At 38.0% G+C, this 23,486-nt stretch carries 17 protein-coding genes; 9 read left to right on the forward strand and 8 right to left on the reverse strand.

Going from position 1 to position 23,486, the window contains the following annotated elements:
* The first annotated feature begins 88 nt into the window (after positions 1–88).
* Positions 89–2,350, forward strand: coding sequence for an ATP-binding cassette domain-containing protein (locus ACS125_RS13460; RefSeq protein WP_443272641.1), 2,262 nt, complete (start codon positions 89–91; stop codon positions 2,348–2,350).
* A gap of 119 nt (positions 2,351–2,469) precedes the next feature.
* Here the strand turns inward: ACS125_RS13460 and ACS125_RS13465 are convergent, their stop codons facing one another.
* From ACS125_RS13465 to ACS125_RS13480, 4 genes are all read right to left on the reverse strand, one after another.
* Positions 2,470–3,774 (reverse strand): MFS transporter, encoded by a 1,305-nt coding sequence (locus ACS125_RS13465; RefSeq protein ID WP_443273981.1) that lies wholly within the window; start codon positions 3,772–3,774, stop codon positions 2,470–2,472.
* A gap of 192 nt (positions 3,775–3,966) precedes the next feature.
* Positions 3,967–4,521 (reverse strand): TetR/AcrR family transcriptional regulator, encoded by a 555-nt coding sequence (locus ACS125_RS13470; RefSeq protein ID WP_443272643.1) that lies wholly within the window; start codon positions 4,519–4,521, stop codon positions 3,967–3,969.
* Between the two features lie 638 nt (positions 4,522–5,159).
* Positions 5,160–6,509, reverse strand: coding sequence for an outer membrane protein transport protein (locus ACS125_RS13475; protein ID WP_443272645.1), 1,350 nt, complete (start codon positions 6,507–6,509; stop codon positions 5,160–5,162).
* A gap of 241 nt (positions 6,510–6,750) precedes the next feature.
* The gene (locus ACS125_RS13480) at positions 6,751–7,356 is read right to left on the reverse strand and encodes a TetR/AcrR family transcriptional regulator (RefSeq protein WP_151962838.1); all 606 of its coding nucleotides are present in this window, start codon (positions 7,354–7,356) and stop codon (positions 6,751–6,753) included.
* 418 nt (positions 7,357–7,774) lie between these two features.
* Between ACS125_RS13480 and ACS125_RS13485 the strand changes: the two genes are divergently transcribed.
* The 3 genes from ACS125_RS13485 (at position 7,775) to ACS125_RS13495 (ending at position 11,378) form a co-directional block, all read left to right on the forward strand.
* Entirely contained in the window at positions 7,775–9,310 is a 1,536-nt protein-coding gene (locus tag ACS125_RS13485; RefSeq protein WP_443272648.1) for a flavin-containing monooxygenase, read from the forward strand.
* Between the two features lie 72 nt (positions 9,311–9,382).
* A complete protein-coding gene (locus tag ACS125_RS13490) occupies positions 9,383–10,309 on the forward strand; it encodes an alpha/beta hydrolase (RefSeq protein ID WP_443272650.1) in 927 nt (308 codons plus the stop codon).
* A 193-nt stretch (positions 10,310–10,502) separates the two neighbouring features.
* On the forward strand, positions 10,503–11,378 hold the full coding sequence (locus tag ACS125_RS13495; protein ID WP_443272652.1) for a phytanoyl-CoA dioxygenase family protein: 876 nt from the start codon (positions 10,503–10,505) through the stop codon (positions 11,376–11,378).
* A gap of 80 nt (positions 11,379–11,458) precedes the next feature.
* Here the strand turns inward: ACS125_RS13495 and adeS are convergent, their stop codons facing one another.
* Both adeS and adeR read right to left on the reverse strand, forming a co-directional pair.
* Positions 11,459–12,535, reverse strand: a complete 1,077-nt coding sequence (gene adeS / locus ACS125_RS13500) for a two-component sensor histidine kinase AdeS (protein WP_443272654.1) — start codon at positions 12,533–12,535, stop codon at positions 11,459–11,461.
* 46 nt (positions 12,536–12,581) lie between these two features.
* Positions 12,582–13,310 (reverse strand): efflux system response regulator transcription factor AdeR, encoded by a 729-nt coding sequence (gene adeR, locus ACS125_RS13505; RefSeq protein ID WP_443272655.1) that lies wholly within the window; start codon positions 13,308–13,310, stop codon positions 12,582–12,584.
* Positions 13,311–13,456: 146 nt separating this feature from the next.
* On the opposite strand from adeR, the gene ACS125_RS13510 reads away from it, so the two are divergent.
* The 3 genes from ACS125_RS13510 to adeC all read left to right on the forward strand — a co-directional run bounded on the left by ACS125_RS13510 (position 13,457) and on the right by adeC (position 19,186).
* The gene (locus ACS125_RS13510; protein WP_440202490.1) at positions 13,457–14,602 is read left to right on the forward strand and encodes an efflux RND transporter periplasmic adaptor subunit; all 1,146 of its coding nucleotides are present in this window, start codon (positions 13,457–13,459) and stop codon (positions 14,600–14,602) included.
* Complete coding sequence (locus tag ACS125_RS13515; protein ID WP_443272657.1) at positions 14,602–17,712, forward strand: AdeB/AdeJ family multidrug efflux RND transporter permease subunit; 3,111 nt, start codon at positions 14,602–14,604, stop codon at positions 17,710–17,712. The genes ACS125_RS13510 and ACS125_RS13515 overlap by 1 nt, the downstream gene beginning before the upstream one ends.
* A 79-nt stretch (positions 17,713–17,791) precedes the next feature.
* Positions 17,792–19,186 (forward strand): AdeC/AdeK/OprM family multidrug efflux complex outer membrane factor, encoded by a 1,395-nt coding sequence (adeC, locus tag ACS125_RS13520; RefSeq protein ID WP_443272659.1) that lies wholly within the window; start codon positions 17,792–17,794, stop codon positions 19,184–19,186.
* 102 nt (positions 19,187–19,288) lie between these two features.
* Here the strand turns inward: adeC and ACS125_RS13525 are convergent, their stop codons facing one another.
* Positions 19,289–19,885 carry a TetR/AcrR family transcriptional regulator gene (locus ACS125_RS13525; protein ID WP_174758439.1) on the reverse strand — a complete coding sequence of 199 codons (597 nt, stop codon included), beginning with the start codon at positions 19,883–19,885 and terminating at the stop codon, positions 19,289–19,291.
* Between the two features lie 80 nt (positions 19,886–19,965).
* Here ACS125_RS13525 and ACS125_RS13530 point away from each other — a divergent pair, with 80 nt between their 5' ends.
* Together ACS125_RS13530 and ACS125_RS13535 are read left to right on the forward strand one after the other, a co-directional pair.
* Positions 19,966–20,721 carry a hypothetical protein gene (locus ACS125_RS13530; protein ID WP_443272661.1) on the forward strand — a complete coding sequence of 252 codons (756 nt, stop codon included), beginning with the start codon at positions 19,966–19,968 and terminating at the stop codon, positions 20,719–20,721.
* A gap of 78 nt (positions 20,722–20,799) precedes the next feature.
* Positions 20,800–22,167, forward strand: coding sequence for an NAD(P)/FAD-dependent oxidoreductase (locus ACS125_RS13535; RefSeq protein WP_443272663.1), 1,368 nt, complete (start codon positions 20,800–20,802; stop codon positions 22,165–22,167).
* Positions 22,168–22,458: 291 nt separating this feature from the next.
* Here ACS125_RS13535 and ACS125_RS13540 read toward each other — a convergent pair whose 3' ends face one another.
* A complete protein-coding gene (locus tag ACS125_RS13540) occupies positions 22,459–23,373 on the reverse strand; it encodes an AraC family transcriptional regulator N-terminal domain-containing protein (RefSeq protein ID WP_443272665.1) in 915 nt (304 codons plus the stop codon).
* Positions 23,374–23,486 lie beyond the last annotated feature (113 nt).

Here is a 23,486-nt window from a genome sequence, read left to right on the forward strand (position 1 = left end):
TTAAACAATTCATTTAAGAAACATCTACACGCTTTTCAGAAATTTTATTTTACTTTTACTATAAATCCCTAAGTTCAAGTGATCACACATGACTAAAAGAACAATAAATATTTATGGAGCCAGACACAATAACCTTAAAAATATTTCATTAAAAATCCCAAAACATGAAATTGTTGTCTTTACTGGTGTCTCTGGCTCGGGTAAATCTTCTTTAGTTTTTGAAACCATTGGCGCAGAAGCACAAAGACAAATTAATGAAACTCAAGATAGTTTTGTCCGCAATCGTTTACAGCATTTTGGTGTGGCTGATGTTGATAAAATTGAGAATTTAAATGTACCTGTCATTATTAATCAAAAGCGTTTAACGGGTAACATCCGCTCAACCGTTGCAACAATTACAGATATTTATGCCAATCTTCGCTTATTATTTTCACGTATGGGTGAACCATTTGTTGGATATTCGAATGTTTTTTCTTTTAATCATCCCAATGGCATGTGTCCACAATGCGAAGGTATTGGTTTAGAGCAAACAATTGATATTTATAAAATATTAGATTTAGATAAATCCTTAAATGAAGAAGGTGCTATCAATTTTCCTACCTATCAACCTACAGCATGGCGTTGGACTCGATATGCAGATTCAGGTTATTTCGATTTAGATAAAAAATTAGAAGATTATAGTGAAAAAGAATGGGACTTGTTGTTGTATGCCCCTCAACACAAACCGTTGAATCCAACAAGTAAATGGAGAAAAACTGCACTTTACGAAGGATTGGTGACCAGATTTGAACGTAACTTTCTAAAAGGAGAAACACGGGAAAGAAATCGTTATGGGCATAAGCTTGAGCAAATTATTACAACCAAAGAATGTTCTTTGTGTAAAGGCCAACGACTTAATCAAAAATCTTTATCTTGTAAGATTAACGGTAAAAATATTGCTGAATGTACAGCTCTATCTGTATCAATGCTTTTAGAGTTTATAGAGTCCATAAAAAGTGAGAAATTTGAAACCGTTTTACATGAGCTCATTAATAAGCTGAGCAACTTAAACTTAGTTGGTCTCAGTTATTTAAATCTTAATCGTGTAAGCAATACATTATCGGGCGGTGAATCACAACGAATTAAGATGGTTAAACATTTGGGTAATAGTCTAGTTGATCTACTCTACATTTTTGACGAGCCAAGTATTGGGCTGCATCCAAAAGATTTAGATAATATTATTAAAATCATTCAAAAGATTAGAGATAAAGGAAATAGTGTTTTACTGGTTGAACATGACCCTGATCTTATTAGAACAGCTGATCATGTCATTGATATGGGTCCTCTTTCTGGTGTCAATGGTGGTGAAATCATTTACCAAGGAACTTTCGAAGAATTAAAGAACTCATCAGGTTTAACAGGCCAGTTTTTTAAAAGACCAAATACATATAAGAAAACACCACGTATGAGTAATGAATGGATTTCGATTAAAAATGCCCATTTATTTAATCTAAAAAATATTGATGTCGATATTCCAAAAAATTGTCTAAGCGTTATTACAGGTGTTGCGGGCTCTGGAAAAAGTACGTTAATCAGTAAAGTCTTGCCGCAACAATATCCTGAAACAAAAGTGATTGATCAATCTGCAATTACTGCAAGCATTCGGTCAAATTTACTGACCTATCTAGATCTCCTTGATCCGATTCGTCAGCTATTTGCAAAAGCAAATAAAGTGAGTGCTAAGTTGTTTAGTTTTAACAGTGAAGGTGCCTGTCCTCAATGTAAAGGATCAGGTATCGAGAAAATTGAACTCGCATTTTTAGATGATGTTGAAATGACATGCGACCTTTGTCACGGCTCAGGATACGCCCCAGAGGTATTAAAGTATCACTATAAAGATAAAAACATTGCTGAAATCTTGAAAATGACAGTTACAGAAGCCAGCCACTTTTTTGAAGATCGTAATTTACAGCAGCAATTTAATTCATTGGTAAGCTTGGGCTTAGACTATATTGCAATTGGCCAACGCTTAAATACTTTCTCAGGTGGCGAGCGCCAAAGATTAAAACTCTCAAAAGAGCTCAATGAAACAGATAATATTTTTGTATTAGATGAGCCGAGTACAGGCTTACATCCTTCTGATACTGAAAAATTGATTAGTTTATTAAATAGCTTAGTTGAAAAAGGTAATACGATCATCGTTATTGAACATAATCTAGACATTATTAGCCAAGCAGATTGGATTATTGATATTGGTCCATTAGCTGGTGACAAAGGTGGTGAATTGGTGTTCTCAGGAACTGTTACTAGTTTGCTCTTCTCAGAAAAATCATTCACAGGTCACTATTTGAAAAAATATCTAGAGCTGTAAAGATTTGATTAACTAGCTTGGCACAATCAAGTTTAAATGTGAGAGCCCTCTCGACTCTCACATATCTAATTGCAGGAAGAAATACTCAAGCAACCTCTCCCACTCATTCTCTTGTAGCGCTATGACCGATACTTCGCCTGAATCATCAGCATGATAATAACGAACAACGAAGGTATTGCAGCAATTACAAATAAATGGGTAATGACCAGAAATTGAGAAAGATAGCCACCAAATAACGGCCCAATGACCGAACCCAAACGGGCAATCCCAATACTCCAGCCCACCCCAGTGGTACGAAGTGAAACCGGGTAATAACTTGCAGACAGCGCATTAATGGCAGGTTGCCCACCAACAATCGCAAAGCCAGCAATAAAAATGATGAAAAATAATAAAACGATATGGCTAACAGCATAGCCAATTAAAGCAACACTAATCACTGCAACCAAAAAAACAGGAATTAATACTTTATAAAATCCGGTCTTATCGATTTTAAGGCCCATTACAATGCTACCAATCGTACCGCCTAATTGTAGAGTGGAGCCGATCATCAATGCCTGATTTAATGAAAGCCCTGACTCTTTAGACAAAGTCGGTAGCCAGTTCGCCAGAAAATAGAGACTGATCATGTTTAAAATACTGATGATCCAGATGGAATAGGTAAAAAACGCACGCTTATTTTTAAATAACTCAAGCGGTGACTTCTTAACCTGAACTTCAGTCCTATTAATGATTTTCATCTCTGAATTAAATGTTAATGCAGGATAAAATTTCTTTAACCAAAACAAAATTTTGGGCGTGTTTTTACTATTTTCACTTAAAAAATATAAAGACTCTGGCAGCTTAAACAACGTGATAAAGAAAATAATTAAAGGAACAATACCACCAAAATAGAAAATCGCCTGCCATCCTCCCCAAGGAACCAATAAGGCGGATATGCCTCCTCCCAACATTGCCCCGACCGTATAGCCACAAGAAATGACCATCATGGTGAAAATACGAGATTTATATGGAACAATTTCGGAGCTATAAGCCATAACATTTGGCATGATGCCTCCTAAAAAAATTCCTGTAACAAAGCGGATTGCAGTCAATTGCTCAATATTGCCGACATGTGGTGTGACCAGCATCAATATGGAGAACATAAAGGTTGAGATCAGTAATATGGGGCGACGGCCAAATCGATCGGAAAGTGAACTTAATAAAAATGATCCGACAAACAAACCAAATAAGCTGGCGCTAAACACAACGCCTAACATGGTTTTATGAACGCCCCATTCTTCTATAATCATTGGAGCTGCGTAAGCCATAGACTGAATGTCATATCCATCCATAATCATCAGCAATAAACAGGTAAACAAAATAAATTTCTGATAGCGTCCAACTTTCTGCTGATTGATCAAATCACTTAATGCAACTTCTTTCATGGTCATCCCTTCTCCATGTTGCGCTTTCAATTATTTTCATTTTAATTACGTTATTCGTAATTAATTTATGAATAACGTAAAAAATAAAATAACAATATTCTCCCCAAAAAGTCAAAACATTAATTTTTTAGGCTGATCGCACGGCACTTCTGGTTTACTCGTCACAGCATCTTTTTAAATTATTTTTTATATTCAAGGGCTTGTTTTGAAAAATAGCTCTAGCATGACATCTCTTTCTTCCAAACTATTGGAACTTAGAAATTGCATCATCAAGCCATCGATTAGGTTTAACACCATGTTGACATCGGGTTTTATTGCACAAGTTTCTAGACTAAAAATCAGATCAAAAATCTCATGAAGTAGCCATTTTCGATATTCAATCGCCATACGGTAACCTTGCGAATAAACGAGTTTAATTTCAAATATGGCTTTGAGTAATAAGTGGTACAGGCTATTAAAGCAGACATGTAAACGCACAATTTCTTTGAGTTTATCGCTTGAAGTGTAGTATCGGTTTGAATAAATAATTGACAGCACTTGTTCTTTAAGGAGTCTCTTTTGAAAGGCGATACACATTTCAATCAGGTGCTCTTTGGACTGAAAATAATGATAAAAAGTGCTTTTGGTTATTTCGGACTCTTTCACAATCAGGTCTATTCCCGCTGTCTGAAAACCATAGGTGGTAAATAAGCGTATCGCGGTACGAATAACCTGTAATTTTTTGGAAGAGATTTCTAAATCTGACATAGTTTTACCGTTATAAATTCTTGTTGTTTCTTAAAGAGATACTTTTCTGGGAGAAAAAAGGCATAGCAAAGCCGTAAGACTGTGCTTGGCACATCTCAAGTTTTATTGTTGATGCAAGTTTTTTGAGCCGTAATGACTTAAAGCCTGAAAACCTTTGGGTAATCAAGCTGCTTTAAATTTTTAAGTTGTGTCGTTATAGCTTTTGGCAAGGACTGCCAAGAAATAATGAATGTGCAAAGCCAACTCCTTCTATGGGGAGTTCTGCCAGACATTTTAAATTATGGTGGCAGAACGGAAGAGGGTTAGCAGACTAGTAATAACTCAAACTAGCACACCCGAAGGTGTCCCTCTCCCGTCCTACCGCTACGGGAGGGAACGAGTAGTTCACCACACAAGGCTATTCCTCAGAAGGAATGGCTCTGATGCGGGAGTTATTATGCGGTCTGCTAAAACCGACTGGCAATGTGGCCAGCAGGCAAATGGTAATCTTCAAAAATTAAGGTGTCAATGTGAAATTGGCTAGAAATTATTTAATTAATTATTGTTTTTCATTTAATTACATAATTAAGGATATTCTTAAGTAAAGATTAATTAAAGCTTTAGAATAAGAGTAGTTAAATTTAACTACTCTTCCCAATTTAAAACCGATATCCAAATTTTAACGCATATGCAATTGCGTGATTATTTTTAAACTCAGCCTGCTCTGAAAACTCTTTTATACCTTCGATTGGTAAATAATAGCCACCACCTTCAGCTTTAGTATTTCCTAACCAGAAATATTTTACGCCAGCAGCAATAAAATAGTTAGGCGTTGGGTTAAATTGAGCACCAAGACCAAAAGACCAGTAGCCTTTCATTGGTCCAAGCGTTGAAGCAGGATTACCCGTACCTGAGTCCCACCCCATATCAGATGCAATGCTCCAACGTTCAGTTAACTGACGTCCCAGTCCCAGAGTCACTGTATATTGATCTTTCTGGTAAGAATCCAAATCAATGCCTTGTTTGTATGCTCCTCCAGTTAATGTATCCATATAGTTTGCAGTAAGAGCATCGTATTGCACTGGACGAATATTAAATTTTTTCCAATTCACCCATCTCAGACTCATATAAGCAAGCGTCTTTTCAGCAATACCTGTTTGAAAATCTATATTTACTGATTGAGGCGTTTCGACTTTTGTCTTTGCTGGCGCAGTATATTTTAATGGCTCACCAAAGATGTTTTCATCTACTTGAAAATCATATTTAATTTTTGAACGGTAAGTTACAGCCGCTTTAAGTGCAATTTCCGGAATTTGATAACTTCCTCCTACGAGCCAACCCAATTCTCCCTTTTCTTTAAATTTAGCATTGTATCCATTAAAAGCTTCGGTATATGCCATTCCTCTGAAAGAGACATCACCTTCTACAGTTTGATAGACAGGTCCGCCATAAACTTGAAAGTTTTTAATAGGTGAATAACCCAAAATAAAACTTAAATTTTGGCTTTTTACATTTACAGAAGTACCTTCACGGCTGGCATCATCTGAATAACTATTATTAGGAAGAAGTGGATAAGCTGTTTTTGCAGCAAAAGGCTGATCGTAAAGTAAACCAAAACTGAATTGGTCTGTAAGTTGTAGCTTTAATGCAGCAGTATAAAATTGATTGTCTTGCCCAATATCTCCTGTATTACGACTCTGGTTATGTCGAACAAGATCTGGACGATCATGAACTACGCCAGAAACAGAAGGATCAACAGCGAAAGCATTTGCTTCTACATAATTACCAGCCTCTAAAAATGGCAGTATTGACTGCCCTGACTGGTCAAGTGCTGAAGCGTGACTATAACTACTAAAACAAATACCAATTACGCTAAATATCATTAACCCAGATTTCACCTGAAATTTTCGGCTAAAGAAATATTTATTTGGGTCGTTTCCGAAAGTATTTTTTACGATTTCCAAGTGCAATCTTAACTCAGCACAATCCTTGTTTAGAGATTTTTCCATTATTTATCCTTAAATTATAATTTTTTTAAATCGCTCATTACCTAGCAATTTATTCATTCACTTCAATTATTGTGACTAACTTTGGTGAACAAAATACAAGCTACAAAATTAATTACATCATGTCAATGACTCTGTGTAATTAATAGGAAATCTGTTAGCTTGGTTTATAATTTTCAATATAATCAACTGATAAGTAAAATATTTTTAAATCTAAAATCGATTAAACTTATAGGTGGAATTTTTATTTGTTCACGTAAAGTGTTGAAGTCCAAATATTTCGAAGTACACGGATAACGACTTCAGGTTCTACAGGAGATGAGCGCCCGAATGCTTCTGAAAGATAACGCTCTTCCAACCAGATCAGCGCTTTCGCTGTTTCGTCGACATCTAAATCTTGTTTAATATTTCCTGCTTGCTGTTCTGCTCTTATATGTTGAGCAGCGGCCTTGATAAAGTCTTGAATTATAGTTCGATAGACGCTATCAACACGTTCATCTCCACTTGCCGCTTCGACAAAGGCCCTTAATAAACGACCATGTTCTATATAGACATTTATAGAGTCGACTAAGGCACGCTCCAGATCGTCTTGAAGATTATTTCCTGCCAACCACCGTTCTGTGATATTGAACAATTCTCTAGCGATATTTTCAACAAGACGAAGCGTGAGATCGTGTTTATCACGGAAATGGACATAAAAAGCCGGACGTTTTAAACCTGTACGTCGCATGACCTCATCAATATTGAGGTCACGAAAATGATGCTCATTTAAAAACTGTTCAGCAGCTTCTAATATTTCTCGCTCAGATTCTTTTGGATCATGTTTAGGTCTACGGCGAGAGGTTGTCATATTGTCCTATTTCCTTTTAGCATGGCGTCATTGTAGGTATTAAAAAATCTTTCGACAAGTCTTTATCCCCTCTTATCACATATCCTAATGACGTAATACAAGAAGAAATCACTTAATTAAAAACAAAATATAATTTATAAAAATCAAAACCTTAAATTAAAAAATTTTTCCTCCACAAGACGGTAATAATTAGTCTATCTATGTTGCAAGCAATAATTACACGTAGTCATTGACAGTGTGTAATTATTAGCTTAATAATATTCACACATACCTAAACCTCACTTAGATTTAAATCGAAGTGAAAGTGGATTGGATCAAGGACTTTGTTCATCAGGGAAGATGAAGATTATAAAAATCATCATCTTAGATAATCTAACTGATGCTCAATTTATTAAAATTGTGTGAAGAGGAAAAAGATATGAGTACATCAGATCAAATTGATATTACTGATGTTTTAATTATCGGTGCAGGGATCTCAGGTATTAGTGCAGCCTACCATTTAAAAAAATATAGACCGAATACAACATTCACTATGCTAGAGGGTCGTGACGAAATTGGAGGCACATGGAGCCTGTTCCGTTATCCAGGCATTCGCTCAGATTCAGACATGCAATCTTTTGCATTTGGCTTTAAGCCTTGGACCAATAAAAGGGTTTTTGGCAGTGCTCAAATGATCTGTAATTATTTAAAAGAAACGATCACAGAGAACGAAATTGAATCTCATATTCGATTTGGCCATTATATGACAAGTGCCGAATTCTCATCTACTGAAGGTCTTTGGACAGTTAAGGTGAAGCGTAAAGATCAAAAAACTTTAACCACTTTCCGCTCCCGCTTCTTACTGATGAGTACAGGTTATTATGACTATGATAACGGGTATACACCTGAGTTTAAGGGGGCCGAGGAATTTGAAGGACAAATCATCCATCCTCAACATTGGCCAGAGAACCTAGATTATTCTGGCAAAAAAGTTGTAGTCATTGGTAGTGGCGCTACAGCCGTTACCTTAATTCCTGCGATGGCTCAAAAGGTGGGGCATATTACCATGCTTCAGAGATCACCAAGTTATGTCATGGCAGCGCCAAGTACAGATGCAATCGCGAACGCACTCAATCGTGTTCTTTCACCACAACGTGCTTTCGATCTTATCCGCCGTAAAAATATTGCCTTGACTCGAGGAGTCTACAATTTAAGTCGTCGCTTTCCGAAGCTGATGCGTCGCTTTTTAATCTCAGATGTACAACGAAATTTACCAAAAGACTTTGATGTCGCCACTCATTTTTCACCGAAATACAATCCATGGGATGAACGTTTATGTGTTGTACCTGATGGAGATATGTTCAAAGCCATTTCTGCTGGGAAAGCTTCTGTAGTAACCGATCATATTGAGCGTTTTACCAAAGATGGCATTTTACTTAAATCAGGTAAAACATTAGAAGCCGATATTATTGTGACCGCAACAGGTCTAAATGCAGTTGTATTTAGCAAAACCCTATTAGCTGTTGATGGTAAAAAAATAGATTATCCAGATACCACGATTTTCAAATCGATGATGTTATCCAATATTCCCAATTTTGCCTTCGCATTCGGATACACCAATCTTGCATGGACCTTAAAAGTTGATTTGGTATGGAAACACTTTTGTAGATTACTGGATTACATGGATGAAAATAAGTATGGAACATTCACACCTGTAATTAGTAATAAAAACATGAAACGTGTTCCATTTGTAGATTTGAACTCAGGCTACATTCAACGAAGCATTGCACAATTTCCAATGGCAGGTACAGAAGGTCCATGGATTGTAAAACAAGATTATAAATTCGATGTTGAACGACTTCGTAAAGGTCCAGTTTTTGATAAAGAACTATGTTTTACAAATATTAAGCCTAAGAAAAAACCCAGCGTTGTTACCACAGAAACGATACCAGAACAGATCAAAATCCAAGCTTAATATCACGAACAAATATGCATTTTTGTTTCTAAACCGAAAAGCAAAGACAAAAATCAATTAGGGAAAAATATGATGGAAAATATTAAATTTACAAGTAAAGGAATTACTTGTTCTGCATGGTATATCCCTGCAACTTCAGAAGAGTTTATGACATCTCGAGGACGACCTTGCATTGTTATGGCAACAGGCTTTGGTGGTACAAAAGATACAGGATTATTAGATTTTGCCGAGCCGTTCAGCCAAGCAGGTTTTGATACATTCGTATTTGATTATCGTGGATTTGGCGAATCAGCGGGCTTACCTAGACAACATGTATCCTATATTAACCAACGTGAGGATTACCATGCAGCGATTGCAGCTGCACGAAGTTTGCCACTCGTTGATCGCAATCGGATTGTACTATGGGGTACTTCGTATTCGGGTGGTCATGTTGTTGTCGTTGCTGCACAAGACCCTAAAATATCAGCTGTCATATCAATGAACCCTGCTACAGATGGTTTAGCTGCTTTAAAACAGGTATTCCAATATGGAGGAATAAAACAGATAACGACTGCAATAGGTCATGGCATAAAAGATTTAATGCATGCCATAGCTCAACGCCCTCCGCATCTCATTCCAATTGTTGGGCAGCCTGGTACAGCAGCGATGATTAGTACACCTGGTGCTGAAGAAAGTTATACCGCAATGGCTGGTCCAACTTGGCGTAATGAAGTCTGCGCTCGTGCAGCTCTGGAAGTCTCATACAACCGCCCCATTACTTTTGCAAAAAACGTTAAGTGCCCTGCTTTGATACAAGTTGGTTCGAATGACCAGATTGCACCACCTGACCCTGCCCGAAAAACTGCAAATCTGATTCAAGGCCCCGCTGAATTATTGGAATATCCAATTGATCATTTTGATTTCTACACTGAATCATGGCATGGGACTGTACTCAACGATCAGATTAGTTTCTTGAAGAAAGCTCTTGCTTCACAAACGAATAGAAATGAAAGTTTATAAATTTTCATTATAGAAAAGCATTTAATTCAAATACATACATAAGCTCATAGCATTCTACGACAGTCTCAAAATTTAGTGGGCTGTAACAATGAATACGAAATTTGAAGAGATATGTATAAAAACCAATCGCACAACAAAGCAGTTCATTTAAATGCTTTGGAATATTCTCAATCAGGATGGATAAGGAAATCTTATGTCACTCGTCAAATTAAGCAAAGATACACAAATCGATGAAATTGTTTCGATTATTAAAAGAGATGGTGGTGTCATCATTGAAAATTTTTTAAATGATGAAAGTACCCAAGATATTTATCAAACATTATCTAAGCAATTAGAGCTGATTCCAGACGGAGAAGATGAATATTTTGCGGGTACGAAGACCCGCCGAATGAGCCGTTTATTTGCACGCTTGCCACAAATGCCATTGGTGGCAATGAATCCAGTATTTTTAGATACAGCAAAAGCGATTCTCCAAACCCCACTACAAGCTTGGAGTGGTGAAAATAGAATTGAGTTATATCCAGACATTCAGGTTGGTGTGACTCAAGCGATTCAGATTTGGCCCGGTCAAAAAGCACAACCTTTACATCGTGACGATACGGTATGGATGTGGCAACATCCAGGTTATGGTCGTGAAGCTAGGGTACAAATCATGTTTGCCGTCACTGATTTTACTGAAGAAAATGGTGCTACACGCGTCATCCCTGCCAGCCATTTGTGGGATGATCAAAGAGTACCTAAAGAAGACGAAACGATCGCGGCTGAAATGAAAGCTGGAGATGCTTTAATATGGATTGGCTCTACCTATCATGGCGGCGGAGCTAATGTAAGCCATGCGCCTCGCATAGGATTAACCATGTCTTATGATCTCGGCTTTCTACGACAGGAAGAAAACCATTATTTATCTCTATCGACAGAAACAATTAAAAGCTTTCCAGATGAGCTAAGAGGATTGCTCGGCTGGAACATGAGCACAACCTTTGTTGGGTTTGTCGAACATGAAGGTAAAATGATGAGTCCAATCGATATGTTAAATGTTCAGGATTTTAAAACGACAGGAATCATATAAAGCTTAAGAACTAAAATATCAAAAAGAAAGAAATTTCTATTCATAGAAGTTTCTTTCTTTTATTGAAAGTTATAAATATTTTATATTAAATTATTGTTTTTTAATTGAATAGTAAAAGCACTATTTGGATTCTGATTTTCATATCGAATGGTGCCTGAGTGAGCTAAAACAATGGCTTGGACAACTGCCAAACCTAACCCTGTTCCTCCTAAAGCTTTATTTCTGGACTGCTCCACTCTATAAAAAGGATTGAATAATTCTTTTTGATATTCAACTGGAATCCCCGGACCTTCATCGACTATTTCTAAAATCCATTGTCCTTGTTCAACTGAAGACTTAATTTTTAAAACTCCAGGATTAGAGTATCTAATTGCATTATCAATCAACGCGATTAAAACTTGCTCCATACGTCTTGCATCGCAAGATACCAGCTCATTAGAAATATCATAAGTTATATTAAAATTTGATTGTCTAAGTTTTTCATCAAACATCCGTATTACTTTTTCAACGCATCTCAAAAAATCAACTGACTCAATATTTAACTTAAGCTGTTTATTTTCAAATAAGCTCAATGTTCTCAAGTCTTCTACAAGATGCGATAGTCCCTCTACTTGATTCAACAAACTTCGGATGAGTTCAGGCTCAGCTTTAAAAACTCCATCTACAATCCCTTGTAATCTACCTTGCAGAATTGTGATTGGTGTTCTTAATTCATGGGCAATAGCAGCATTCCATACTTGTGCATTGTGTACAGAACTTTCAAGTTTTTGAGCCATATCATTAAAATTTAAAATTAATGTATAAATCTCTGTGGAGTGGACTTTTTGATCATTTGCTCGGGCAGACAAATCACCCTCACTAATTTTATTCGCGGCATCTGCCAATGAATTAATGGGCACAATAAATCTTTTTGCTAACTGCATCCCAATAATTAAAGAAATAATTGAACCACATAAAATGACTGTACCTAGCCAAATCCAGTCAACCAGATGGAAATCTGTAAAGTCTCCTTGCAGGGAACTTAATGAAATCCAGCCATGATCAATTGCATAGTTATAAACAACATAGCCTAGAAATACAGACAATAAAGTGATACTTAAATTCACCATACTAAAAGCAATAAAAAATTGCTTATTAATTCCTAATTTATTTTTCATTGTCGTATCTCAAATTGCATCATGTCAGCCTATTTATATCCAATTATTATTCTTGTGGATGATCTAACCTATATCCCACACCACGGACATTAATTAACATCTGTTCAAGCCCGTGCTCTTCTAGTTTTTTTCTTAGTTTACTGACATGGCTATCAACCGTTCTTTCTAAAGCATCACTGTCCGGTAAACATTGATTCATTAATTCACCGCGTGTAAATACCCTATGTGGCTGATTAATCATTAAGAGTAGTATTTTATATTCCGTTAACGTCAGGTTGAGTAAGATTTTCTTATCTACCTGATTGATATAGACACTATGAATCTCTGTATTGATTTCAATATTTTTATAAAACAGATTTTTGACAGCAGCTTGTTGGTTTTGATGGGTTCTTCTTAAAACAGCCTGCACACGTGCAACCACTTCATTCGGATTGAAAGGTTTAACCACAAAATCATCCGCACCGATTCTTAAGGCCATCACCTTATCAATATCCTGATCTAATGCAGTCAGCATAATGACGGGCGTTTGTGCTTTTTGTCGAATTTTACTGAGTACTTCCCAACCATTAAGTTCAGGTAATTTAATATCAAGTAGGATCAAATCAATCGGTTGTGATGCGTGAATTTCGATTGCCTGCTTACCATTCATTGCCCGAATAACTCGCATGCCTTCACGTTTTAAATATTGTTCAATAATGTCCCCAATATCGTATTCATCTTCTACAACAAGAATTTGTTTATCACGGCAATCAAAAGAAAATGAAGCTTCGAACATAGATAAATCATCGAAAAATTTCAGACAAACGTCATAATACGCTTATTTATGTGCTGATCTCCACACTTTTTCCACATTTCAAAGATCTTGATTACACACTTACCCAAAATAATAACAACATCAAAAACTCCATAGGTTTGGACAGTATGCAAAAGCATCTTTTACTTCCATTATTTTTATCTATTGGGCTAGTCATCCAAGGTTGTAGTTCCGAAGAGGCTAAACAACCAGAAGTAGCACCTGCGAAAGTGAGTGTATTAAGTCTCCAGCCACAATCCGTTAATTTTAGTGAGAATCTCCCAGCTCGTGTTCAAGCTTTCCGTACAGCTGAAATACGCCCTCAGGTGGGTGGTATTATCGAAAAAGTATTATTTACTCAAGGTAGTGAAGTTAAAGCTGGGCAAGCCTTATACAAAATTAACGCTGAAACTTTTCAGGCTGATGTAAACAGCAACAAAGCTTCACTCAATAAAGCCGAAGCTGAAGTCACACGTTTAAAGGTCCAGTTGGAACGCTATGAACAACTTTTACCAAGTAATGCGATTAGTAAACAAGAAGTCAGTAATGCTCAGGCTGAATATCGCCAAGCTTTAGCTGATGTTGCACAAATGAAAGCTCTACTCAGCCGTCAAAACCTGAATCTGCAATACGCAACAGTACGCGCGCCAATCTCTGGTCGTATTGGGCAATCATTTGTGACTGAAGGTGCTTTAGTCAGCCAAGGTGATACGAAGAATTTGGCGACCATACAACAGATTGACAAAGTTTATGTTGATGTAAAGCAATCTATTGGTGAATACGAGCGCTTACAAACTGCATTACAAAACGGCGAATTATCTGCCAATAGCGATAAAACCGTTCGTATTGCTAATAGCCATGGCCAATTCTACAACGTCAGCGCAAAAATGCTGTTTGAAGATATTAATGTAGATCCGGAAACAGGCGATGTCACCATTCGTATTGTTGTGAACAACCCTGAACGCAAACTACTTCCTGGAATGTATGTACGTGTCAATATTGACCGAGCATCCGTCCCTCAAGCCCTTCTTGTGCCTTCTCAAGCAATCCAGCGTAATAACAATGGTGACCCACAGGTTTATGTCATTAATGCTAAAGGTTTGGCAGACATCCGTCCGATCGAACTTGGACAGCAATATGAGCAGTTCTACTTAGTAAATAAAGGACTCAAAGTAGGTGACAAAGTCATCGTTGAAGGAATTGATCGAATTCAACCGAATCAAAAGCTTGAAATAAGTAAGTGGAAAGCACCCATTACTCAAGGAGCTCAATGATGATGTCACAATTTTTCATTCGTCGCCCCGTATTTGCATGGGTAATTGCAATTTTCATTATTTTGTTTGGATTACTCAGTATTCCCAAACTCCCTATAGCACGCTTCCCTAGTGTTGCACCTCCACAAGTCACCATTAGTGCTGTCTACCCAGGTGCGACACCTAAAACAATTAACGATAGTGTTGTGACTCTGATTGAAAGAGAGCTATCCGGCGTTAAAAATTTACTTTATTACAGCGCAACAACAGACACCTCTGGTATGGCTCAAATATCGGCTACCTTTAAACCGGGTACAGATGTCGATATGGCTCAAGTTGATGTGCAGAATAAAATTAAAGCTGTTGAAGCCCGTCTTCCACAAATTGTTCGTCAACAAGGTTTACAAGTGGAGGCTTCGTCTTCAGGTTTCTTAATGTTGGTCGGAATCAACTCACCGAATGGACAATATACGGAAGTTGATCTGAGCGATTACCTTGTCCGAAATGTAGTTGAAGAATTAAAACGTGTTGAAGGCGTTGGTAAAGTCCAATCATTTGGCGCCGAAAAGGCCATGCGTATTTGGGTAGATCCAAACAAGTTAGTTTCATATGGTCTTTCAATTAGTGACGTAAATGCGGCAATTCGTGAAAATAATGTCGAAATCGCTCCAGGCCGTTTAGGTGACTTACCTGCTGAGAAAGGACAGCTCATCACGGTTCCTTTGTCTGCGCAAGGACAATTAAATGACGTTGAACAATTCAGAAATATCAGCTTAAAAAGTAAGATCAACGGTAGTGTCATTAGACTTTCTGATGTAGCTAATGTTGAAATTGGTTCACAAGCATATAACTTCGCTATTTTAGAAAATGGTAAACCGGCAACGGCGGCAGCAATCCAGCTTAGCCCTGGCGCAAATGCTGTAAAAACGGCTGAAGGTGTCAGAGCCAAAATTGAGGAGTTAAAAGTCAATTTACCGGAAGGTATGCAATTTAGTATTCCTTACGATACTGCTCCATTTGTCAAAATTTCTATTGAAAAGGTAATTCACACGCTAATTGAAGCCATGGTTTTGGTTTTCATTGTGATGTATCTGTTTCTTCATAATTTTCGTTATACGCTCATTCCAGCAATCGTTGCCCCTATTGCATTGCTAGGAACATTCTCTGTGATGTTGCTTGCAGGGTTCTCCATTAACGTACTCACCATGTTTGGTATGGTGCTCGCGATCGGTATTATCGTCGACGATGCCATTGTCGTCGTAGAGAATGTCGAACGGATTATGGCGACTGAAGGCTTACCACCTAAAGAAGCGACTTCTAAAGCAATGAAGGAAATCACCAGTCCAATTATTGGGATTACCTTGGTACTTGCAGCCGTATTTTTACCAATGGCTTTTGCCAGTGGCTCAGTCGGGATCATTTACAAACAATTTACGCTGACCATGTCGGTGTCAATCCTATTCTCTGCGCTATTAGCATTGATTTTAACCCCTGCACTCTGCGCGACAATTCTTAAGCCCATTGATGAACATCATCAGAAAAAAGGATTTTTTGCATGGTTTGACCGTACCTTTGATAACCTTACTAAAAAGTATGAAATCATTCTCTTTAAGGTCATCAAACATACCATTCCAATGATGGTGCTGTTTATCATTATTACAGTTGCGACTTTTGCCGGAATGAAATTTTGGCCAACCGCATTTATGCCTGAAGAAGATCAAGGTTGGTTTTTAACAACCTTCCAACTTCCATCTGATGCTTCTACTGAGCGAACTAAAAGTGTCGTGAAAGAGTTTGAAGCAAGCATACAAGACAATCCGGATGTTAAAAGTAATACGTCAATTTTAGGTTGGGGTTTCGGTGGTTCAGGTCAGAATGTTGCCGTTGCCTTTACAACACTCAAAGATTTCAAAGAAAGAAAATCGTCAGCATCTGAGATGACTAACTCAATTAATGAAACAATGGCTCATAGTAAAGAAGGTTCATCTATGGCCGTTCTACCTCCAGCCATTGATGAGTTAGGCACGTTCTCTGGCTTTAGTCTTCGATTACAAGATCGGGCGAACTTAGGTATGCCTGCATTACTTGCTGCCCAAGATCAATTAATGGCAATGGCAGCCAAAAACAAGAAATTTTATATGGTTTGGAATGAGGGCTTACCTCAAGGAGACAATATTTCTTTAAAAATTGACCGAGATAAATTAAATGCATTCGGCGTTAAATTCGCCGACGTGTCAGACATTATCTCAACGTCAATGGGTTCAATGTATATCAATGACTTTCCAAACCAAGGTCGTATGCAGCAAGTGATTGTGCAAGTTGAAGCAAAATCACGTATGAAATTGCAAGATATTTTGAACCTTAAAGTGATGGGTGCAAGTGGTCAGTTGGTTTCTTTATCGGAAGTTGTGACGCCTCAATGGAACAAAGCGCCACAACAATACAACCGCTATAACGGACGTCCATCTTTGAGTATTGCGGGTATTCCTAACTTCGATACTTCATCTGGTGATGCAATGCGTGAAATGGAACAACTCATCGCAAAATTACCAAAAGGGATTGGCTATGAATGGACTGGTATTTCTCTTCAAGAGAAACAATCAGAATCACAAATGGCATTCTTGCTTGGTTTGTCGATGTTAGTTGTGTTCCTTGTACTTGCAGCCCTTTATGAAAGCTGGTCAATTCCGCTATCGGTTATGCTGGTTGTGCCATTAGGTATTTTTGGAGCGATCATTGCCATTATGACCAAAGGGCTGATGAACGATGTGTTTTTCAAAATTGGCCTAATTACGATTATCGGTCTTTCCGCCAAGAATGCGATTTTGATTGTTGAATTCGCTAAGATGCTCAAAGAAGAAGGAATGAGTTTAGTTGAAGCTACTGTTGCCGCAGCCAAACTCCGCTTACGCCCTATTCTGATGACTTCTCTTGCCTTTACTTGTGGTGTGGTGCCTTTAGTTATTGCATCAGGAGCTAGTTCTGAAACACAACATGCGCTCGGAACTGGTGTGTTTGGCGGTATGATTTCAGCAACCATTCTAGCAATTTTCTTTGTACCGGTATTCTTCATCTTTGTACTAGGTGCAGCCGAAAAACTGTTTTCTTCCAAACAGAAAATTAAATCTTAAATGAAATAAAGCAAGGGAAATTAACCTATTTCCCTTGCTCCTCTTATGCCTAAATTTATTCTATTATTTGGAGAAAAGCATGTCTAAGTCGGCTGTTTTATCTCGTGGATTTATGATTTCCACCCTCTCAATTACTTTAACTGCATGTATAAGCATGCAATCACCTCAACCTACTGTTAAGTCTAATATTCCACAAAATTTCACTGAAATCTATGCAGGCCCTTCAATTGCTGAACAAGGATATAAAGCCTTTTTCTCCGATCCTCATTTATTAGAAGTTATTGAAATAAGCTTGAATAATAATCGGGATTTACGTACAGCAGCTTTAAATATTGAGCGTGCCCAGCAGCAATACCAAATTACTAAATACGACCAACTTCCAACCATTGGTGCGACAGCAAATGCCATTAGGCAAGTTAACCCTTCAGTAAACCCTAACAACCCTTACTCTACGTTTCAGGTTGGTTTAGGTGTAACGGCATATGAACTGGATTTTTGGGGACGTGTTCAAAGCCTTAAAGATGCAGCATTAAATAATTACCTTGCAACACAGAGTGCTAAAGACTCAACTCAAATTAGTTTGGTGAGCCAAGTTGCTCAAGCGTGGTTAAATTATTCTTTTGCTACAGCAAACTTAAATCTTGCGCAGCAAACTTTAAAAGCTCAACTTGATTCGTACAATCTGAATCAAAAGCGTTTTAATGTCGGGATTGATAGCGAAATACCTTTACGCCAAGCCCAAATTTCTGTCGAAACCGCACGTAATGATGTCGCAAACTACAGAACTCAAGTTTCACAAGCGCAGAACTTATTAAATCTTTTGGCTGGACAAGCGGTTCCATCAAACCTGCTTCCAACTCAGTCGGTTAAAACAATTACTCAAGAAAAGAATTTTTCAACAGGTTTAAGTAGCGATTTACTACAAAACCGTCCAGACCTGAAAGTCGCTGAATATCAACTTCGTGCAGCTGGTGCCAACATTGGCGCAGCAAAGGCCCGCATGTTTCCGACCATCACACTTACGGGTTCAGCTGGATATGCATCGACTGAACTCAAAGATTTATTTAAATCTGGCGGGTTTGCATGGTCAGTTGGCCCTAGCATAGACCTGCCTATTTTTGATTGGGGAACGCGTAAAGCTAATATTAAGGTTTCAGAGATCGACCAAAAAATTGCGCTTTCTGAATATGAAAAAGCGATTCAGTCTTCTTTCCGTGAAGTCAACGATGCCTTAGCGGCCCATGCTCATATCGAAGAGCGTTTAAATGCCCAGCGCCGTTTAGTGTCTGCAACCGATACCACTTATAAACTTTCTACAGCCCGTTTTAGAACTGGAATTGATAGTTATTTGACTGTTTTAGATGCTCAGCGTTCTGCATATGCAGCTCAACAAGGTCTATTGGTTCTCGAACAAACCAAATTAAATAATCAAATTGAACTCTATAAAGCCTTGGGTGGCGGGTTAAATAAATAACCCATCTTTCAGAAATATTTTAAAGGCTAATGTGCATCGACATTAGCCTTTAAATTTTATGTTTTTCTAAAAGATAAGAAATAGGTACTGTGAATTGGATAATTAGCTTAGCCCATTTAAAATCATTAATACCGTTTGCTCCATTTGCTTTTGTCTCTGTTGATCAGTGACACCTTGAATACTAAACGCCCAATAGGCTTCAAACAAACAAACTAGTACATATGCAGCCGAGCTAATCGCTTCTGGAGTCGCTTTTGGATATTCTTGTGCCAATTGATTTTCAAAATCCGGAAGCCAGTGCTTTGTCCAAAGTGTATGGAGCATCTGCTGAATAAATGGATTTCTCGCACTTTGAGCCACCAACTCAAACCAAACTATTAAATCATCTTGAGTCCGATACACTTCGGGTGTGAACATCATGATGATTCGCTCGCTCAATGGTTTCCCACTAAAACGATGAATAATTTCAGTACCCATTTTCGAAATGTAATGTTCAATAAAAGCGTTCATTAAATCTGAACGTGACGAAAAATAATGATGTACGAGAGTACGTTGCATGCCTGAAGCTTCCGCTACTTTGGCAAAAGTAATTCCTTCTAACCCTTCTCTCGCCACAACTGAAACAGCAGCTTGAAGAATTTCATAAGACCTTTCTTGGGCTTTACTCGGCCTTCCTATTTTATTTTCCATCATCGTCATAAATAAAAATTGTTTACTAATTCATCATAGCATATTATTTTACTGACATGACAGTCAATTAATTACAAGGAAGTCATATTATGAAAATTCTTGGCCTTGATGCAGGTAGCCAAACGGAAGCTACTACATCAAAAATCTTAACGAATAGTGAAATGACACATGCTGCCATTTTGGAAATTGTAAATATCTTTGGACTGGTTGCCTGTATTGTATTAGCCCTTATTGGCTGGATATACGGCGCTAAATTCCTAAAGAAAAAGAATATTCTGCTCGGTTTAGAGTGTTGGATCGTTGCGTTCTCTGCGACAAACTTTGTCTCTTATATGCTGACAAGTTCGAATATTAATTTTTCAATTACCATGTTTCTCGATTCATTCTCGCGTAGTTTCGGCATGCCGATTATTGCTGTACTTGGTCTAATGGCACTGACCCATAATTACAAACCGTCCGCTTTTAAGGAAGTCATGCTGTTCGCATTTTCATTTGCCGGCACTTTTGTAGTCTTTCTGGCAGATTTTTTTCAAGAAATACGTCCGTATTTTTACGTCACGATGTGGGTCTTCCTTGTGATTTATCTGTTCTATTTCATTATTTGCTTAGCACGTGCCGGAGAGATTTTTCATGCATTGGCCACCACAATAACCGCTGTCGTTAGTTTGGCAGTAGCAGTCGTATATGACTTTTTCCCGATCCCTGGCGACGATACGCATATGATTTTCATGACTTGGGCTTTCGTAACATGGGGCTATGCCATCATTCAGTTGTATTACGCCTATGCGGCTCTAGAGCGCTCGCAGAAAGTTTCCATTCAATCTTTTATTCCAGTCCGCCAGTAAAACGTACTAAGAGCATTGTTTTTAAAAAAGATTAAAGCTTGTGCTCTACCACTGAGAAGTTATACAGAAGGATAGCGAATGAATTATTCAAATGAACAAGTATTGAGTGGCCACACTGAATCTATGCCATTTCGTCTTTTAGGTGGCTGGATAGAACAGCCTAGCGACCTTCAACCTGAGTTAGTTGGTTCGGTCAGCGCAGATGTCATTGTGGTTGGTGCTGGTTTTGCCGGGTTGTCGACAGCTCTTGAACTCACGGCTCGTGGTGCAAAAGTCATTGTAATTGAGCAAGAGTTTGGTGGTTTCGGTGCCAGCGGTCGTAATGCTGGCTATCTGCTCGGTAGTATGGGAATTGAATTCGAAGTATTCGCCAAGCGCCTCGGCGTTGAACGTGCAAAACAGTTTGTCAATTTCTATGATGAGGGCGTGACCTATGTTGAAAAACGTCTGGCCGAGTTAGGCATCGATTGTGATTACAATCCTTCTGGCATTATACGGGCTGTCATAGATCCTTCGCAGGAAAAATGGCTACGCCGTAGTATGAGAGTTGGTGAGGAACTAGGATCCCATACTCGCTTTGTAGATCAAGCCGAAATGCGTGCTCGTGGAATTCCACCAGCTTTTCTGTTTGGTAGCGAACAGCGCGGCGGCACGCTAAATCCCGGTAAATACGTGAGTGGTTTACGCCGTGCAGCTATTCACGCAGGTGTTAAGATTTATGAAAAAACACCATTGCTCTCTTATAGCGAAGGACCAATCATTACTTGCAAAGCCGCTCGCGGTAGTGCCAGCGCACCCATCATGGTGTTAACCACAAATGCTTTCACCCCTCAGTTGGGACTGCTACGTGATAAGGTTGCGCCAATACGAGTTTCGGCAATTGAAACCCAAAAATTAACTCCGAAACAATTAGAATCGCTGGGTTGGCCTAGCCGAGAAGGTATTATTACACCGCATCTCATGATGGAAAGTCATCGTCTGACTGCTCACAACACAATGGTGTTGACCGTTAAGAAGTTGAATTATGTTTACGGTTCAAAAACTCCGAACATACCAGATCACGACGCCTATGCGGCACTCGCACAGACATTACGTGAACGTCACCCAACCTTGAAAGGTCTTGGTATTAAGCACTGCTGGAGTGGTTACGTTAGTGTGGCTTATGACTTTTTGCCTGTGGTTGGATCGACTGGGCCACATCAAAATATTATCTATGCAGCGGGCTGTACGGGACATGGGCTTGCGACTCAGTCGCTCATGGGACAACTTCTTGCCGAGAAAATTAAAGGATTAGAAAATCCTATTCTGAAAAACTTATACCACAAGACCCCTTCTACACTACCTGAACCACTCCAGTGGTGCGTATTTAAAACAGGTTTCAAGGCAGCAGCATTCTATGATCGTCTAACTGACCGCAAAGCGCTTGCTGCTAAAAATGATTTATAGAACTAAGCATTTTTTAGTGCGGTAAATCATAAATGGAGTACAGAAATGTATTCCATTTTTAGTTTTATCTTGAGACCTCTAAAGATTGTGCTACAAAACTTCTGGGATAATGTAGACACCCTAGCAATTGAAGATCCTTTTAAAATCAAATGATTGAAAACTGATTTTGAGTGTAGTAATTGAACTCGCTAAGAAATTGGCTAGTTCAATCATGATCTTTTTATAATTTTTACTTCTAACAAGCACGAAGATGAACTGCCTTTCAAATTTAGAATGATAGATAGAAATAATTTATGTGTTCTGTTTCATACGTTGAATATCACGCTGTGGAGATTCTCCAAATAAGCGAGAGTATTCACGGCTAAATTGCGATGCACTTTCATAGCCCACTAAACTAGCCGCCCTTCCTGCATCTAGATTTTGATTAAGCATTAAATGACGAGCCTCTTGTAGACGAAGTTGCTTTTGATATTGCAACGGGCTCATTCCTGTTACTTCACGAAAATGCTGTCGGAAAGTTGATGGACTCATAAAAGCTTTTTCAGCTAAATCATCCATGCGAATGGGTTGAGCAAAATTGTTTTTTAGCCAGCTCACGATTTGATGAATTTTTTGATTGACTGAGCCAGATTTCACCAGTTGACGTAAATAAATACCTTGCGAGCTATTTAAAAGTCTTATAACAATTTCTTTTTTAATTAAATCAGCTAGATGTGGAATCATTATTGGTTCATCTATCAACTTGACCAATCTGAATACAGCATCCATAAGCGGTATATCTGCTAACTCAACTGTAAAAGATTCATGTGTATCATCAGAATAAGTTGGTAATTCTTTTACAGACAAATCTGCAATAACCTCATTTACCATTTTAAGATCTAATAGCAGTAAAAGAGCTAAAAACGGTTTTTTTAAAGATGCTTCTACAACATGAGATGTGACAGGTAAATCAATAGTGGTCAACATACTGTGACCTTCATGACATTGATAAACCTTATCTCCAATAGTAACTTCTTTTTGTCCTTGTAAAACAAGTCCTAGTCCTAGGCTATAAATACAATGTGTACTCTCAGTTGGACTTATTCGACTATGAAAAGAAAGCCCCGAAATAATAGACTCATGCTCACCTTCAACTTCGGCAAAATCTGAAACCTTTTGAATAAGTTGATCTATATTTTTGCTTCTTTGGGCAAAGGAGGCAGACATAAAAAAATTTAAATCCAATCAAAAACTACAATAATTTTTATCATCTGTAATGAATGCAGTAAATAATTGTTTAGTTAAAATAATTAAAAAATCAAACTATTAGAATTATTGAG

Origin of the sequence: Acinetobacter sp. PFS20, from assembly GCF_052261015.1 — a bacterium.
Lineage (GTDB): Bacteria > Pseudomonadota > Gammaproteobacteria > Pseudomonadales > Moraxellaceae > Acinetobacter.

Bases quoted from the DNA above. Each gene is read 5' to 3' on its own strand.
- ACS125_RS13490 (WP_443272650.1), top strand. From the start codon at position 9,383: ATGGAAAATATTAAATTTACAAGTAAAGGAATTACTTGTTCTGCATGG.
- ACS125_RS13495 (WP_443272652.1), top strand. From the start codon at position 10,503: ATGTCACTCGTCAAATTAAGCAAAGATACACAAATCGATGAAATTGTT.
- ACS125_RS13485 (WP_443272648.1), top strand. From the start codon at position 7,775: ATGAGTACATCAGATCAAATTGATATTACTGATGTTTTAATTATCGGT.
- ACS125_RS13515 (WP_443272657.1), top strand. From the start codon at position 14,602: ATGATGTCACAATTTTTCATTCGTCGCCCCGTATTTGCATGGGTAATT.
- ACS125_RS13475 (WP_443272645.1), bottom strand. From the start codon at position 6,509: ATGGAAAAATCTCTAAACAAGGATTGTGCTGAGTTAAGATTGCACTTG.
- adeR (WP_443272655.1), bottom strand. From the start codon at position 13,310: ATGTTCGAAGCTTCATTTTCTTTTGATTGCCGTGATAAACAAATTCTT.
- ACS125_RS13530 (WP_443272661.1), top strand. From the start codon at position 19,966: ATGAAAATTCTTGGCCTTGATGCAGGTAGCCAAACGGAAGCTACTACA.
- ACS125_RS13540 (WP_443272665.1), bottom strand. From the start codon at position 23,373: ATGTCTGCCTCCTTTGCCCAAAGAAGCAAAAATATAGATCAACTTATT.
- ACS125_RS13470 (WP_443272643.1), bottom strand. From the start codon at position 4,521: ATGTCAGATTTAGAAATCTCTTCCAAAAAATTACAGGTTATTCGTACC.
- adeC (WP_443272659.1), top strand. From the start codon at position 17,792: ATGTCTAAGTCGGCTGTTTTATCTCGTGGATTTATGATTTCCACCCTC.
- adeS (WP_443272654.1), bottom strand. From the start codon at position 12,535: ATGAAAAATAAATTAGGAATTAATAAGCAATTTTTTATTGCTTTTAGT.
- ACS125_RS13535 (WP_443272663.1), top strand. From the start codon at position 20,800: ATGAATTATTCAAATGAACAAGTATTGAGTGGCCACACTGAATCTATG.
- ACS125_RS13525 (WP_174758439.1), bottom strand. From the start codon at position 19,885: ATGACGATGATGGAAAATAAAATAGGAAGGCCGAGTAAAGCCCAAGAA.
- ACS125_RS13465 (WP_443273981.1), bottom strand. From the start codon at position 3,774: ATGAAAGAAGTTGCATTAAGTGATTTGATCAATCAGCAGAAAGTTGGA.
- ACS125_RS13460 (WP_443272641.1), top strand. From the start codon at position 89: ATGACTAAAAGAACAATAAATATTTATGGAGCCAGACACAATAACCTT.
- ACS125_RS13480 (WP_151962838.1), bottom strand. From the start codon at position 7,356: ATGACAACCTCTCGCCGTAGACCTAAACATGATCCAAAAGAATCTGAG.
- ACS125_RS13510 (WP_440202490.1), top strand. From the start codon at position 13,457: ATGCAAAAGCATCTTTTACTTCCATTATTTTTATCTATTGGGCTAGTC.